Genomic DNA, 15,435 nt, shown 5'->3' on the forward strand with positions numbered 1-15,435 from the left:
CGGGCTCGAGTCGACGATCGTGGGTTTCGCCGACGGGGCGCCGGTCCTCCTCCGCCCCGGCGGCCTGCCGGCGGAGGCGGTGGCCGAGGCGCTCGGCCGGCCGCTCGGAACGCCGGGCGCCGGCATCAGCGCGCCGGGGCAGCTCGCCTCGCACTATGCCCCGCGCGTCGCCGTCCGCCTCGACGCCGACGCGCCGGAGCCCGGCGAGCTCTGGCTCGGCTTCGGCCCCTCGGACGACCGCCCCGGCCTCAACCTCTCGCCCGCAGGCGATCTCGCCGAGGCGGCGCGCACCCTCTTCGCCCACCTGCGCGCCCTCGACGCGATGGCCGAACGGACCGGCGCCACCGGCATCGCTGTCGCCCGGCTGCCGCGCAGCGGCCTCGGCCTCGCCCTCAACGACCGGCTGGCCCGCGCCGCCGCCCCGCGCGCGGGCTGATCGGCCGGGCCGCGTTAACGAAGGTTTCCATCTGGTTGATGGAATGAGTATTGCCGAATGAAATCAATGTTATGCCGAAGCGGGCGCGCGCGCCCACCCCGCGCCCGGCGCGCCTACTCCCGCACCGCGGCCAGCGGATCGAGGAGCTGCCGGCCGCCGTCCACCCCGAGGATCTGCCCGGTGACGAAGCTCGCCGCCGGCGAGGCGAGGAAGAGCGCCGCCTCGGCATATTCCCGCGGCTCGCCGGAGCGGCCGAGCGGCACCACCTCGGGCAGATCCTCGGCCACGTCGGCCTCCGGCAGCGCCGCCGTCAGCCGGTCCGGGATCCCGCCGACCGCGACCGCGTTCACCCGGATGCCGTGCGGCGCCAGCGCCAGCGCCAGCACGCGGGTCAGCTGCTCCAGCGCGGCGCAGCTCACCGACCAGGCCAGCAGCTCGGGGCTGGTGCGGTGGGCCTGCACCGAGCTCAGGTTGACGATCGCCCGGTCGGCCGGCTCCGGCGCCTCGGCCTCCGCCGCCTCGATCATCCGCCGCGCCACGATCTGGCTGAGCCTGAGGTTGGCGGTGACGTTCTGCCGCAGCGCCGCCTCGAGCCCGTCCGCCTCCGGGTCGAGCGGATCGGAGGCGACGAGGAGCCGCGCCGCGTTCACCAGCACGTCGATCCGGTCCCAGGCGTCGAAGGTCGCGGCGACGAGGTTCGTCATCGTGAGCTTCTCGCGCAGGTCGCCGGCGAAGGCGAGCGCCCGGCCCTCGCCGCCCTCGCCCGCGATCGCCGCCACCTCCTGCTCGAGCAGCTTCTCGTCCGCGTCGGCCATGGTGACGAAGGCGCCCGCCCGCACGAAGCGGCGGGCCGTCGCGAGACCGATCCCGCGCGCGGCGCCGGTCACGATCACCGCCTTGCCGGAGAGCCAGCTCGCCATGACAGCCTCGTCTACAGCCTCGCCGCGAGCATAGCCAGCCCGGCCGCGACGGGGAAGCGCCGAACGCCCGCGCGGGCCGCGGGCGCTCCCCCGTTGCAATCGCCGTGCGGGCATGGGAAATCCTCGGGGCCTGTGCCGAGGAGGAGCCCATGCGCTTGCGGAGCCGATACCTGAGCGGGCTCGTCGCCGCGCTCTCGCTGCTTGCCGCCGGGCGGAGCCTCGCCCAGACGCCGCCGGCGCCGGCGGTGGTGGTGGCGCCGGCCGAGATGACCGAGGTGCGGCAGAGCGCCGGCTTCACCGGCCGGGTGGTCGCGGCGCAGAAGGTCGACGTCCGCGCCCGCGTCGCCGGCTTCATCGAGGAGATCCTCTTCCGCGAGGGCTCGGAGGTCGAGGCCGGCGCGCTCCTCTACCGCATCCAGGACGACGAATACCGCGCCGCCGTCGCCGAGATCGAAGGCTCGATCGCCGCCGCCGAGGCGGAGCGCAAGCTGGCGCAGCTCGAGCGCGACCGCAAGGCGGAGCTGGTCCGCCGCAACACCGTAGCCCAGAACGAGCTCGACGTCGCCGAGGCGCAGCTCGGCCGCGCCGAGGGCGAGGTCGCGCGGCTGAACGGCACGCTCGAGCGGCAGAGGCTCCAGCTCTCCTACACCGAGATCACCGCCCCCTTTGCCGGCACCGTCGGCCTCTCCGCCGTCGACGTGGGGGCGCTGGTCGGCCCCGACACCGGCCCGCTCACCACGCTGACGCTGCTCGATCCGATCGACGTCACCTTCCCGGTCGCCACCGCGCTGCTGCTCGACTATCACGAGGCGGTGGCGCAGGGGACGGCGAGCCGCGAGGCGACCGTCCGCCTGACGCTCCCGAACGGCACCGTCTATCCGCTCGCCGGCAACGTCGACTACATCAGCGCCGACGTGGCGCAGGGCACCGATACGGTCACCGTGCGGGCGATCTTCGAGAACCCGGACGGGGTGCTCCTAGACGGGGCGCTGGTCGGCGTGTCGCTCGAGCAGCGCGAGCCCGAGCAGCGGCTGACCGTGCCGCAGCAGGCGGTGCAGCGCGACCAGGCCGGCGCCTTCGTGCTGCTGGTCGACGCCGACTCGAAGGTCGAGCTCCGCCGCGTCCAGGTCGGCCGCGTCGAGCAGGGGCGTGCCCTCATCACCGGCGGCCTCGCCGAGGGCGAGAACGTGATCATCGAGGGGGTGAACAAGGTCCGGCCCGGCATCGTCGTCGACGCCGCGGCGGTGGGCGGCTGACCCGCCATGCTCTCCGACATCTTCATCAGCCGCCCGCGGCTCAGCGCGGTCATCTCCATCGTCCTGACGCTGGCCGGGCTCATCGCGCTCGGCGCGCTGCCGGTGGCGCAATATCCTGACATCGTCCCGCCGCAGGTGACGGTCACCGCCACCTACCCGGGCGCCGGCGCCGACGTGGTCGAGACGACGGTCGGCCAGCCGATCGAGAGCCGCGTCGTCGGCGTCGAGGACATGCTCTACATGAAGTCGACGAGCGGCGCCGACGGCTCCTACCGGCTGACCGTCACCTTCGCCGTCGGCACCGACCCCGACATCGCCACCGTCAACGTGCAGAACCGGGTGTCGCTGGCGCTCCCCGGCCTGCCCCAGGAAGTCAGCCAGATCGGCGTCAGCGTCCGCAAGCAGTCCTCGGCACTGCTGCAGGTCATCGCGATCAGCTCGACCGACCCGGCGCACGACGGGCTCTTCCTCTCCAACTACGCCACGATCAACCTGCTCGACGCGCTGAAGCGGGTGCCGGGCGTCGGCGACGCCTCGCTCTTCGGCGCCCTCGACTACTCGATGCGCATCGTCCTCGACGTCGACCGGATGACGAGCCTCGGGCTCACGCCGGGCGACGTCGTCGCCGCCCTCAAGGCGCAGAACGTGCAGGCGGCGATCGGCCGCATCGGCGCCCAGCCGATGACCGACGACCCGCTCTTCCAGCTCAACCTGACGACGCAGGGCCGGCTGACCGACCCGGCCCAGTTCGCCGACGTGGTGCTGCGCGCCAACCCGGACGGCTCGTTCCTGCGCATCCGCGACGTGGCGGCGGTCGACCTCGGCGCGCGCAGCTCCGACGTCGTCGCCCGCTTCGACGGCGAGCCGACCGCGATGATCGGCATCTACCAGCTCCCCGGGGCCAATGCGCTCGCCGCCGGCGAGGGCATCGAGGCGACGCTCGAGCGGCTGTCGGCGAACTTCCCCGAGGGCGTCGGCTACGACACCGTCTACGACACCACCGCCTTCGTCGAGGCGAGCGTCGCCGAGGTCGAACACACGCTGATCGAGGCCTTCGTCCTCGTCATCCTCGTCGTCTTCCTCTTCCTCGGCAACTGGCGCGCCACGCTCATCCCGCTCCTCGCCGTGCCGGTGGCCTTGATCGGCACCTTCGCGGTGATGCTGGCGATGGGCTTCTCGCTCAACACGGTCTCGCTCCTCGCCATGGTGCTCGCCATCGGCATCGTCGTCGACGACGCCATCGTCGTGGTCGAGAACGTCGAGCGGGTGATGGAAGAGAACCCCGGCCTCTCCGCCGCCGAGGCGGCGCGGCGGGCGATGGGCGAGATCACCGGCGCCATCCTCGCCATCACGCTCGTCCTGCTCTCGGTCTTCGTGCCGGTCGCCTTCATCCCCGGCATCTCCGGCGCCCTCTTCCAGCAGTTCGCCGTGGCGGTCTCGGTCTCCATGGTGATCTCGGCGATCAACGCGCTCACCCTCAGCCCCGCGCTCTGCGCCGTCCTGCTGAAGCCGCACCACGGCCCGAAGCGCGGCCCCCTCGGCTGGCTCTCGCGGCGGATCGACGATGCGCGCGACGGCTACGTCCGGGTCGCCGGCGTCATCGCGCGCCGGGCGGTGATCGGGCTGCTGCTCCTCGCCGTCGCCTTCGGCGCGGTCGGCTGGCTCTTCAAGGTCGTCCCCTCGGGCTTCCTGCCGAGCGAGGACCAGGGCGCCTTCTTCGTCGAGGTGCGCCTGCCCGAGGGCTCCTCGCTCAACCGCGCCGACGCCGCCATGCGCCAGGTCGAGACGGCGCTGCGCGGCATCGAGGGCGTGCAGGGGGTGGTGAGCGCCACCGGCTACAGCTTCCTCGACGGCCTCGCCAAGTCGAACTCGGGCTTCGCCGTCGTCGCCATGAAGCCCTTCGACGAGCGCACCGACCCCGGCGCCTCGGTCTTCGCCGCGCTCGCCGCCGCCAACGCCCGCGGCCAGGCGGTGCGCGAGGCGCAGGTCTTCGCCTTCAACCTCCCGCCGATCATCGGCCTCGGCACCGGCTCGGGCTTCGAGTACCAGCTCCTCGATCTCGAGGGCCGCGGCACCGCCGAGCTCGCCCAGGTGGCGGGCGGCCTCATGGTCGCCGCCAACCAGGACCCGCGCCTCGGCCCGACCTTCACCACCTTCTCGGCCGGCTCGCCGCAGCTCTATCTCGAGCTCGACCGCGAGCGGCTGCAGACCCTCGGCGTCTCGGTCAGCGACCTCTTCACCACGCTGCAGGGCACGCTCGGCCAGATCTACGTCAACGACTTCAACCTCTTCGGCCGCACCTGGCAGGTGAACGTGCAGGCGCGCGACGCCGACCGCGCCTCGGTCGACGACATCAGCCGCCTGCACGTGCGCAACGCGGCGGGCGAGATGACGCCGGTCAGCGCCGTGGCGCGGGTCGAATACGTCGTCGGGCCGCAGTCGATCGTCCGCTACAACAACTATCGCTCGGTGACGCTGAACGGCTCGCCGGCGCCGGGGGTGGCATCGGGCGCCGCGCTGCAGGCGATGGAGGAGGTGAGCGCCCAGGTCCTGCCGCCCGGCTACAGCTTCGAGTGGAGCGGCACCGCGCTGCAGGAGAAGGAGGCCGCCGGCCAGACCGGCACGATCCTCGCGCTCGCCCTCCTCTTCGCCTATCTCTTCCTCGTCGCGCTCTACGAGAGCTGGACCATCCCCATCCCGGTCCTCCTGTCGGTCGCCGTCGGCGTCGCGGGCGCGCTCCTCGCGCTCAAGCTCGCCGGCCTCCCCTTCGACATCTACGCCCAGATCGGGCTCGTCGTGCTGATCGCGCTCGCCGCCAAGAACGCCATCCTGATCGTGGAGTTCGCCAAGGCGCGGCGCGAGGCCGGCATGGGCATCGCCGAGGCGGCGCTCGACGGCGCCCGCACCCGCTTCCGCGCCATCCTGATGACGAGCTTCGCCTTCATCGCCGGCCTCATCCCGCTGGTCACCGCCGAGGGTGCCGCCATGCTCTCGCGCCGCGCCGTCGGCACTGGGGTCGCCGGCGGCATGCTCGCCGCCGCGCTGGTCGGCATCTTCCTCATCCCGTCCCTCTACGTGATCTTCCAGACCGCCCGCGAGTGGGTGAAGCGGCGGACCGGCGGCGCCGCCCCCGGGAGCGCACCCGCCGATGGCCGGTGACGCCGGACCCGCGATCCGCTATCCTCGGGACGAGGAGCTTGCGATGAACGAGCATGCCCGGCCGCCCCGGTCGCCCGCCACCTACCAGGACGTCCTCGATGCCCCGGCGCACATGGTGGCCGAGCTCGTCGGCGGCGCGCTCCACCTCCATCCGCGGCCGGCGTTTCCGCACGCCCTCGCCGGATCGTCGCTCGGCGTCGAGCTCGGCGGGCCCTTCCAGAAGGGGCGCGGCGGCCCCGGCGGCTGGTGGATCATCGACGAGCCGGAGCTGCATCTCGGGCCGGACGTGCTCGTGCCCGACCTCGCCGGCTGGCGCCGGGAGCGGATGCCGACGTTTCCCGACGCGCCTTGGTCGGACCTCGCCCCCGACTGGGTCTGCGAGGTGCTGAGCCCCGGCACGCGAGGGTTCGATCTCACCGACAAGCGCCGCATCTATGCCGAGAGCGGCGTCGCGCACCTCTGGCTCGTCGACCCGACGCCCCGCACGCTCGAGGCCTTCGCGCTTCAGGAGGGCCGCTGGGTCCTCATCGCAGCGCTGAAGGACGACGACGAAGTGAGCGTGCCGCCCTTCGAGGCGATCACCTTCCCGCTTTCGGCGCTCTGGCCCGACTGAAGCCGCATCGCGCCCCGGACACGCATTGACAGCGGCGGCGGCCCCGGCCGAGGATGATCGCCTCACGCGCATCCGGGAGGGAAAAGCATGTATCCGAGGTACGGCCTGCTGGCGGGCGCGCTCGTCCTTTTCATCGGGGCCGTCCCGCTCGAGGCGGCGTCGCCCGAGCCGGTCAAGGGCGAGAGCGGCATGGTGGTGACGGCGCACCACCTCGCCTCCCGGATCGGGGTCGACGTGCTGGAGCAGGGCGGCAACGCGGTCGATGCCGCCGTCGCCGTCGGCTACGCGCTGGCCGTCGCCTACCCGCAGGCCGGCAACGTCGGCGGCGGCGGCTTCATGACCGTCCGCTTCGCCGACGGGCGCACCACCTTCCTCGACTTCCGCGAGCGGGCGCCGGCGGCCGCCACCGCCGGCATGTACCTCGACGACGCCGGCAACATCGTCGAGGGCGCCAGCACCGACACCTTCCTCGCCGTCGGCGTGCCCGGCTCGGTCGCCGGCCTCGAGCTCGCCCGCGAGAAGTACGGCACCCGGAGCCGCGAGGAGCTGATCGCGCCGGCGATCGCGCTTGCCCGCGACGGCTTCGCGCTGACCGACTACGACGCGAGCGCCCTCAACGACGCGGCGCAGATGTTCGCCCGCGACCCGGCGGCGAACGCGATCTTCGCGAAGCCGGACGGCGCGCCCTTCGTGGCCGGCGACACGCTCACGCAGCCCGATCTCGCCGCGACCCTGACCGCGATCTCCGAAGGCGGGCGCGACGGCTTCTACACCGGTCCGGTGGCGGAGAAGATCGTCGCGGCGAGCGAGGCCAAGGGCGGCCTCTTCACCCTCGACGACCTCGCCGACTACCAGGTGCGCGAGCTCGATCCGGTCGCCTGCTCCTACCGCGGCTACGAGATCGTCTCCTCGCCGCCGCCGAGCTCGGGCGGCGTCATCATCTGCGAGATCCTCAACGTCCTCGAGGGCTATCCGCTCGCCTTCCTCGGCCCCGACTCGGCCGAGACGGTGCACCTGATGGTCGAGGCCATGCGCCACGCCTACGTCGACCGCAACAGCGCGCTCGGCGACCCCGACTTCGTCGACAACCCGGTCGCGAGGCTGACCGACAAGGCCTACGCCGCCGAGATCCGCACCCGGATCGACCCCTACCGCGCCGGCGTCTCGGCCGACCTCATGCCGGAGCCCGTCGCCGAGTCCGTCGAGACGACGCACTATTCGATCATCGACGCCGAGGGCAACGCCGTCGCCGTCACCTACACCCTCAACGGCAGTTTCGGCACCGGCATCGTCGCCGACGGCACCGGGATCCTGCTCAACAACGAGATGGACGACTTCACCGCCAAGCCCGGCACCCCGAACATGTACGGCCTCGTCCAGGGCGACGCCAACGCCGTCGCGCCGGGCAAGTCGCCCCTCTCCTCGATGAGCCCGACCATCGTCTCGCGCGGCGGCTCGCCCTTCATGGTGATCGGCAGCCCCGGCGGCCCGCGCATCATCACCATCACGCTCGAGACGATCCTCAACGTCATCGACCACGGCATGAACATCCAGGAGGCGATCGACGCGCCGCGCATTCACCACCAGTGGCTGCCCGACGTGGTGCTGGCCGAGCCCTACGCCCTCTCGCCCGACACGGTGCGCCTGCTGACCGGCATGGGCCACCGCGTGACCGGCGATCCCGACTGGCCGATCTGGGGCGAGGCGGCGGGCATCCTCGTCGGCGGCGCCAGCCTCGCCGAGATCGAGGCGGGCGGCGGCGCCCGCTACAACGGCGCCATCGACAGCCGCGCCGCCTCCGGGGCCGCGATCGGCTACTGACCGGCCACCGCCCGCGTCGCCTTGGCCTCGACGCGGGCGCGGATGCGCGCGGGGTCGATGATCGGCGTCGCGGCGAAGAGGGTGCGGGTGTAGGGATGCTCGGGCGCGGCGAAGATGTCGTCGCGGCTGCGGTACTCGACCGCCTCGCCCTTGTTCATCACCATCACGTCGTCGGCGACGTGGCGCACCACCGAGAGGTCGTGCGAGATGAAGACGTAGGTGAGCGAGAACTCGTCCTGCAGGTCCTGCAGCAGGTTCAGGATCTGCGCCTGCACCGAGAGATCGAGCGCCGAGACCGGCTCGTCGAGGACGAGGAGCACCGGATGCACCATCACCGCCCGGGCGATGGCGATGCGCTGGCGCTGGCCGCCGGAGAACATGTGCGGATAGCGGTTGAAGTGCTCGGGGCGGAGCCCGACCTTCAAGAGCATCGCCATCGCCCGGTCGCGCCGGTCGCCGGCCGAGAAGTCGGTGTTGAGCTTCAGGGGCTCCGAGAGCACGTCGCCGATCTTCTGCCGCGGGTTCAGCGAGCCGTAGGGGTTCTGGAACACGATCTGCACCTTGCGGCGCATCTCGCGGCTGACGCCGTGGCGGGCGATGTCGACCTCGCGCCCCTCGATCAGCAGGGTGCCGCCGGTCGGCGGGTCGATCATGGTGATGATCCGGGCGAGCGTCGACTTGCCGCAGCCCGACTCGCCGACGACGGCCAGCGTCTTGCCGCGCTCGACCTTGAGGTCGATGCCCTTGAGCGCCCGGACGACGCGCCGCGCGCCGAACCCGCCGCCCGAGACATAGTCCCGCACGATCCCGCGGGTCTCGAGGACGGGCGGCTCGCTCATGCCGCGCCTCCGGGAGCGAAGTCCGATACCGTGGGCAGCCGACCGCCGCGCGCGTTCTCCGGCAGCGCCGAGAGGAGGGCGCGCGTATAGGGGTTCTGCGGCCGCTCGAACAGCGACAGCACGTCGGTATCCTCCATCTTGCGGCCGTTGTACTGCACGATCACCCGGTCGGCGGTCTCCGCCACCACCCCCATATCGTGGGTGATGAGCACGAGCCCCATGCCGTGCTCGGCCTGCAGCCGGAGCAGCAGGTCGAGGATCTGCTTCTGGATCGTCACGTCGAGCGCGGTGGTCGGCTCGTCGGCGATCAGCAGCTTCGGGTTGCAGGCGGTGGCGATGGCGATCATCACCCGCTGGCACTGGCCGCCCGACATCTGGTGCGGGAAGGACCGCAGCCGCTCCTCCGGCTCGGGGATACCGACCGCGGCGAGGAGTTCGACCGCGCGGGCGCGGCGGGCCGCCCGGTCGAGGTCGGTGTGCCGCTCGAGCGTCTCCTCGATCTGGAAGCCGACGGTGAAGCAGGGATTGAGGCTCGCGACCGGCTCCTGGAAGATCATCGCCATCTCGCTGCCGGACATGCCGCGCCGCTCCCGCGCCGACATGGCAAGAAGATCGCGCCCCTCGAAGCGCAGCGCGTCGGCCGTCACCGTGGCGGTGGGCGGCAGGAGGCCCATGACGGCGAGCATGGCGACCGACTTGCCCGACCCCGACTCGCCGACGATGGCCAGCACCTCGCCCCGGTCGACCGAGAGGTCGATCCCCTGCACGGCGAAGAAGCGCCCGGCGGCGGTCTCGAAGGAGACGCTGAGGTTGCGGACTTCGAGCAGCGCCACGGGGTCAGCTCCGCTTCAGCTTCGGGTCGAGCGTGTCGCGCAGCCCGTCGCCGATGAGGTTGATGGCCAGCACGGTGATGAGGATGGCGAGGCCCGGCATCGTCACCACCCACCAGGCGCTCTGGATGAACTCGCGCGCCTCGGCGAGCATGGTGCCCCACTCCGGCGTCGGCGGCTGCGCGCCCATGCCGAGGAAGCCGAGCGCAGCCGCCTCGAGGATTGCGTTCGAGAAGGAGAGCGTCGCCTGCACGATGAGGGGGCCAAGGCAGTTGGGCAGGATGGTGCGGAACATGAGCCTGAGGTTGGCGGCGCCGGCCACCCTGGCCGCCATCACGTATTCGCGGTTCTTCTCCGCCATCACCGCCCCGCGCGTCAGCCGGGCAAAGTGCGGCTGCAGCACCACGGCGATCGCCAGCATGGCGTTGAAGAGGCCCGGCCCGATGATCGCCACCAGCACCAGCGCCAGGAGCAGCGAGGGGAAGGCGAGGATGATGTCCATGATGCGCATGATGAGCGCATCGACCCAGCCGCCGAAGTAGCCGGCCACCAGCCCGACGACGATCCCGGTGACGAGCGCCAGCGTCACCACCACCAGGCCGATCATCAGCGAGTAGCGCGCGCCGAAGATCAGCCGCGACAGGATGTCGCGCCCGAGCGCATCGGTGCCGAGCAGGAAGCCGGGCTTCGCCCCCTCGACCCAGAAGGGCGGCGCCAGCAGAGCGTCGCGGAACTGCTGCGCCGGATCGTGCGGCGCGATCAGCGGCGCGAAGATCGCGATCAGCACGGTCAGGAGGAAGACCACCAGCCCGATCAGCGCGCCGCGGTTGCCGGCGAAGTAGCGCCAGTTCTCCAGCCACGGCGAGACCGGCGCCGGCCCGGCCGGTCGCGACGCGCTCAGCAGGTCGGGGTCATCTGTAGCGGACACGGGGGTTTATCAGTCCATAGAGGATGTCGACGGTCAGGTTCACGAGCATCACCATGGCGGCGATGAGCAGCAGCCCTCCCTGCACGACCTGGTAGTCGCGGCGCGAGATGGAGTCGATCATCCACTTGCCGATACCGGGCCAGGAGAAGATCGTCTCGGTCAGGATCGCGCCGCCCATCAGCACGCTCACCTGCAGGCCGATCGTGGTGACGACCGGGATCAGCGCGTTGCGCAGCGCATGCAGCCAGATGATCCGCCGCGGCGCCAGCCCCTTCGAGCGTGCCGTGGTGACGTAGAGCTCGCCCAGCACCTCCAGCATCGCCGAGCGGGTCTGCCGCGCGACGACCGCGAGCGGGATCGTCGCCAGCACGATCGTCGGCAGGATCAGGTGCTGGACGGCGGACCAGAAGGCGGCCGGCTTGCCGGCGAGCAGGCTGTCGATCAGCATGAAGCCGGTCACGGTCGGGAAGAACTGCGTCAGCGAGATCCGCCCCGAGACCGGCGTCCAGCCGAGGTTGGTCGAGAAGAGGATGATGAGCAGGAGCGCCCACCAGAAGATCGGCATCGAGTAGCCGACGAGCGCGGTCCCCATGGTGAGCTGGTCGACCCAGCTCCCCCGCCGGAGCGCCGCGAGGATGCCGGCGGCGATGCCGAGGACGGTGGCGAGCAGCATGGCGCAGAAGGCAAGCTCGAGCGTCGCGGGGAAGCGCGCCATGAACTCGCTCAGGACCGGCCGCTTCGAGGAGAAGGAGTAGCCGAAGTCGCCGTGCAGCAGCCCGCCGGTATACTCGACATACTGTCGCCAGAGCGGCTGGTCGAAGCCGAACTGCGCCATCAGCTCGGCGTGCCGCTCGGGCGAGACGGCGCGCTCGCCGGCCATCAGCAGCACCGGATCGCCGGGCAGCAGGCGGATGAAGACGAAGGCCACGAGCGTGATGCCGATGAAGGTCGGCACGATCAGGAGCAGGCGGTGCAGAATGAAGCGCAGCATCACGTCCCCCGCCGGCGACGGGCGCGGACGCCTGGCGGCGCCGCGCCCGGGCGTCTCGTCACTCGCTCTTGCTCACCCCGACGAAGCGGTGGATGCCGAGCGGGTCCTGCACGAAGCCGACGACGTTCTTGCGCATCGGCATCGTGGTGATCGAATGGGCGATGGTCGCCCAGGGCGCCTGCTCCTTGAAGATCACCTGCGCCTGGTCGTAGAGCGGCTTGCGCTCCTCCTGGGCGAAGGTGGTCCTGGCCTCCTGCAGCAGGTCCTCGTAGGGCTGGTAGCACCACTGGGCGCGGTTGTTGCCGCCCACCGCGCCGCAGCCGAGCAGCACGCCGAGGAAGTTGTCCGGGTCGGCGTTGTCGCCGGTCCAGCCGAGCAGCACCGCCCCGTCGCGGTCCTTGGCCGAGGACTGCGCCAGATACTCGCCCCACTCCAGCGAGACGATCTCGACCTCCACGCCCACCGCGGCGAAGTCGGCCTGGATGAGCTCGGCCATGCGCCGCGCGTTGGGGTTGTAGGGCCGCTGCACCGGCATCGCCCAGACCTTCATCTTCAGGTCCTTGACGCCCGCCGCCTCGAGCTCGGCCTTGGCCGCCTCGGGATCGTAGGGATCGTCGGTGAGGTTCGCGTTGTAGCCCCAGGAGGTCGGCGGCAGCGGCGCCACCGCCACCGTGCCGGTGCCCTGGAAGACCGCCTCGATGATCGCTTCCTTGTTGATCGCCTTGTTGAGCGCCCGGCGCACCTCGACCTTGTCGAAGGGCTCCATCAGCGTGTTGTAGGCGAGATAGCCGATGTTGAAGCCTTCCTGCTGCATCACCGTCAGGTCGGGGTTCGCCTTCAGCGCCTCGATGTCGGCCGGGTTCGGATAGGGGAAGATATCGCACTCGCCGGCGACGAGCTTCTGCAGCCGCACCCCCGGATCGACGGTGATCGCGAAGATCAGGTCGTCGATCGCCTCCTTGCCGCCCCAGTAGTCCGCGAAGGCCTGGTAGCGGATCACCGCGTCCTGCTGGTAGTCGACGAAGGTGAAGGGCCCGGTGCCCACCGGCAGCACGTTGAACTGCTCCTTCTTCCCCTCCGCCTCGAGCTGGTCGGCATACTCCTTGGAGACGATGGAGGCGAAGTCCATCGGGAAGGTGGCGAGGACCGTGGCATCCGGCTTGTTCAGCACGAACTTCACCGTCATGTCGTCGACCTTGACGATCTCCTTCAGCGAGGGGGCGATGGTCCCGTCGAAATACACCCAGGCGATGCCCGGCGTATATTCGTACCAGGGGCCTTCCTTGTCGAACTGCCGCTGGAAGGAGAAGACCACGTCGTCGGCGTTCATCTCGCGCGTCGGCGTGAACCAGGGCGTGGTCTGGAACTTCACCCCCGGGCGCAGGTGGAAGGTGATCTCGGTGCCGTCCTCCGAGGTCTCCCAGCTCTCGGCGAGCCCCGGCTCGGTCTCGGTCGAGCCCTTCTTGAACTCGATCAGCCGGTTGTAGGTCGTGCGCGACGAGGCGTCGAACGTCGTCCCCGAGGTCCAGGGCGCCGGGTCGAAGCCCTCGGGCGACCCCTCGCTGCAGTAGACGAGGGTCGTCGCCTGCGCCGCGCCGGCGGCCAGCAGTCCGACCGCCGTCGCTGCCAGCAGTCGCTTCAGCAGTGTCATGGTCTCTCCACTCCCTGGATGCGGCACCGGCGGGCCGGCGCTGCGGTGTCGGTTTCGGGCCGCGCCGTGTTGAGGAGTGGGCGCGGCTTCTCTTGGATGCCGAACGGTATGTGATAATAGCAGCCCCGCGCAATAGCGGCGCGGCGGAGAGGAGAAACACCGATGACGACGACCAGGCAGGGCCGGCTCCTCGCCGCGATGGAGGAGGCGGACCTCGATGCCGCCGCCTTCGTGCCGGGGCCGAACTTCTACTTCCTGACGGGGGCGCACTTCCACCTGATGGAGCGCCCGACGGTCCTTCTCGTCACCCGCGCGGGCGAGCGCCATGCGGTGATGCCGCTCCTCGAGCGCACCCGCTGGCAGAGCGTCGCCCCCGACGTCGAGACGGTCTACTGGCAGGACGCCGACGGCTATGCCGGCGCCTTCGCCGCCCTCGCCCGCCGCATCGCCCCCGTGGCCGGCCGCGGCCGCATCGGCGTCGAGGGCCAGCGCATGCGGCTCTTCGAGGCCGAGGCGCTGCGCGCGGCCCTCCCCGCCGCCGCCGTCGTCGACACCCACGCGCTCCTCTCGCGGATGCGCCTGCACAAGGACGCGGGCGAGATCGCGGCGCTCCGCCGCGCCATCGCGATCAGCGAGACGGCGCTCGCCGCCACCATCGCCGCCGCCACCGCCGGCATGAGCGAGGCCGAGGTCCGCGCCCGCCTGCTCGCCGAGATGCTCGCCGCCGGCGCCGACGGCCCCTCGTTCGACCCGATCGTCCTCGCCGGCCCGGCCTCGGCCGACCCGCACGGCAGCCCGAGCCCCGACCGCCGCCTCGAGCGGGGCCAGCCGCTGCTCATCGACTACGGCGCCGCCTGGGGCGGCTATTTCGCCGACATCACCCGCACCTTCTTCGTCGGCGAGGCCTCCTCCGAGCATCGCGACATCTACGAGGCCGTCCTCGCCGCCAACGCGTTCGGCCGCGAGACCGCCCGCCCCGGCATGACGCTCGACGCCCTCGACCGCACCGTCACCGAGAAGCTCCGCGCCGGCGGCTTCCCCGAACTCGTCCTCACCAAGACCGGGCACGGCCTCGGCCTCGACGTGCACGAGGCGCCGCAAGTGATGGTCGGCAATCTCCAGGAGATCGAGCCCGGCATGGTCTTCACCATCGAGCCCGGCCTCTACCGCCCGGGCGACATCGGCGTCCGCATCGAGGACGACGTCCTCGCCACCCCGGACGGCGCCGAGTCCCTGACCGCCTTCGAGCGCGGCCTGACCGTGATCGGATAGCCTACTCCGGCTCCGCGCCGCCCATCGCCCGCCGGTAGGCCGCGCGCACCTCGTCGGCCTGCGCCTGCGCGTTGGTGAAGGCCTCGCGGGTCAGCGCCAGCTCCGCCTCGACCTTCGCCAGCCGCTGTTCCGCGGCCGCTTCCGCTTCGACGAGCCGGCGCTCGGCCCGGCGCCGGGCCCCCTCGGCCGCATGAAGCTCGCTCGCCATCTCGGAATGGCCCACGCTGTGCGGCCCGTGCGCGTTCATCCGCGAGAAGATCCAGCGGAAGATCCAGCCGAGCGCGAAGGCCGCGAAGAGCGCCGCCGCGACCACCATGGTCAGCTCATTGCGGTCCATCGCCGCTCCCCTCCTCGTCGCCCTCCGCCTGCAGCGGACTGAAGGCAATACGCCGGTTCTGCGCCCGGCCCTCGGCCGTGCCGTTGTCGGCCACCGGCCGGCTCTCGCCGTAGCCGCGCGCCGTCGCCTGCGGCAGCGCCAGCCCGCGCTCGCGCAGCGCGGCCAGCACCGCTTCCGCGCGCCGCTGGCTGAGCTGCTGGTTGCCCGACTCCGACCCCTCGGAATCGGTGTGCCCGCCGATCTCCAGCGCCACGTCCGGGCAGGCGCCGAGCGCCGTGGCCACCTCGTCGAGCACCGCCCCGCTCTCGGCGGCGAGCTCGGCCGAGCCCGGCGCGAACGCGATCGGCGCGCGCGCGAGCCGCCGCCGCCGCGGTTTGCAGGC

General features: G+C 71.7%; 14 protein-coding genes. 6 read left to right on the top strand and 8 right to left on the bottom strand.

All coding sequences use genetic code 11. The annotated features are described in order from the left end of the window. Nucleotides 1–436 (top strand): Sua5 family C-terminal domain-containing protein (locus Q0112_RS03025; protein WP_297971223.1); only part of this gene is annotated, 436 nt, incomplete at its 5' end. A 113-nt stretch (nt 437–549) separates the two neighbouring features. Here the strand turns inward: Q0112_RS03025 and Q0112_RS03030 are convergent. Continuing rightward, entirely contained in the window at nt 550–1,356 is an 807-nt protein-coding gene (locus tag Q0112_RS03030; RefSeq protein WP_297971226.1) for an SDR family NAD(P)-dependent oxidoreductase, read from the bottom strand. Nucleotides 1,357–1,505: 149 nt separating this feature from the next. On the opposite strand from Q0112_RS03030, the gene Q0112_RS03035 reads away from it, so the two are divergent. The 4 genes from Q0112_RS03035 (at nt 1,506) to ggt (ending at nt 8,205) form a co-directional block, all read left to right on the top strand. Beyond that, entirely contained in the window at nt 1,506–2,612 is a 1,107-nt protein-coding gene (locus Q0112_RS03035) for an efflux RND transporter periplasmic adaptor subunit (RefSeq protein WP_297971229.1), read from the top strand. Nucleotides 2,613–2,618: 6 nt separating this feature from the next. Beyond that, nucleotides 2,619–5,771, top strand: a complete 3,153-nt coding sequence (locus Q0112_RS03040) for an efflux RND transporter permease subunit (protein ID WP_297971232.1) — start codon at nt 2,619–2,621, stop codon at nt 5,769–5,771. A 43-nt stretch (nt 5,772–5,814) separates the two neighbouring features. Beyond that, entirely contained in the window at nt 5,815–6,384 is a 570-nt protein-coding gene (locus tag Q0112_RS03045; RefSeq protein WP_297971235.1) for a Uma2 family endonuclease, read from the top strand. Between the two features lie 87 nt (nt 6,385–6,471). Beyond that, entirely contained in the window at nt 6,472–8,205 is a 1,734-nt protein-coding gene (gene ggt / locus Q0112_RS03050; protein WP_297971237.1) for a gamma-glutamyltransferase, read from the top strand. Here the strand turns inward: ggt and Q0112_RS03055 are convergent. Genes Q0112_RS03055 through Q0112_RS03075 form a run of 5 tightly spaced genes read right to left on the bottom strand, consistent with a single transcriptional unit; the run spans nt 8,199 to nt 13,444 of the window. Next, complete coding sequence (locus tag Q0112_RS03055) at nt 8,199–9,044, bottom strand: ABC transporter ATP-binding protein (RefSeq protein WP_297971240.1); 846 nt, start codon at nt 9,042–9,044, stop codon at nt 8,199–8,201. The genes ggt and Q0112_RS03055 overlap by 7 nt on opposite strands. Further along, nucleotides 9,041–9,877: an ABC transporter ATP-binding protein gene (locus Q0112_RS03060; RefSeq protein WP_297971244.1), complete on the bottom strand. Its 837-nt coding sequence runs from the start codon at nt 9,875–9,877 to the stop codon at nt 9,041–9,043. The genes Q0112_RS03055 and Q0112_RS03060 overlap by 4 nt, the downstream gene beginning before the upstream one ends. Before the next feature lie 4 nt (nt 9,878–9,881). After that, entirely contained in the window at nt 9,882–10,778 is an 897-nt protein-coding gene (locus Q0112_RS03065; protein WP_297971257.1) for an ABC transporter permease subunit, read from the bottom strand. Nucleotides 10,779–10,785: 7 nt separating this feature from the next. Continuing rightward, nucleotides 10,786–11,793, bottom strand: a complete 1,008-nt coding sequence (locus tag Q0112_RS03070) for an ABC transporter permease subunit (protein WP_297971245.1) — start codon at nt 11,791–11,793, stop codon at nt 10,786–10,788. Between the two features lie 58 nt (nt 11,794–11,851). Continuing rightward, a complete protein-coding gene (locus Q0112_RS03075; protein ID WP_297971247.1) occupies nt 11,852–13,444 on the bottom strand; it encodes an ABC transporter substrate-binding protein in 1,593 nt (530 codons plus the stop codon). A 162-nt stretch (nt 13,445–13,606) separates the two neighbouring features. On the opposite strand from Q0112_RS03075, the gene Q0112_RS03080 reads away from it, so the two are divergent. Further along, nucleotides 13,607–14,716, top strand: coding sequence for a Xaa-Pro peptidase family protein (locus Q0112_RS03080; RefSeq protein ID WP_297971249.1), 1,110 nt, complete (start codon nt 13,607–13,609; stop codon nt 14,714–14,716). Between the two features lies 1 nt (nt 14,717). Here the strand turns inward: Q0112_RS03080 and Q0112_RS03085 are convergent, their stop codons facing one another. Continuing rightward, nucleotides 14,718–15,053, bottom strand: a complete 336-nt coding sequence (locus tag Q0112_RS03085) for a hypothetical protein (protein ID WP_297971252.1) — start codon at nt 15,051–15,053, stop codon at nt 14,718–14,720. Further along, nucleotides 15,040–15,435 (bottom strand): OmpA family protein (locus Q0112_RS03090; protein WP_297971255.1); only part of this gene is annotated, 396 nt, incomplete at its 5' end. The genes Q0112_RS03085 and Q0112_RS03090, both read right to left, overlap by 14 nt.

The sequence above is a fragment of the uncultured Amaricoccus sp. genome, from assembly GCF_937858865.1.
In the GTDB taxonomy this organism is placed as follows: Bacteria; Pseudomonadota; Alphaproteobacteria; order Rhodobacterales; family Rhodobacteraceae; genus Amaricoccus.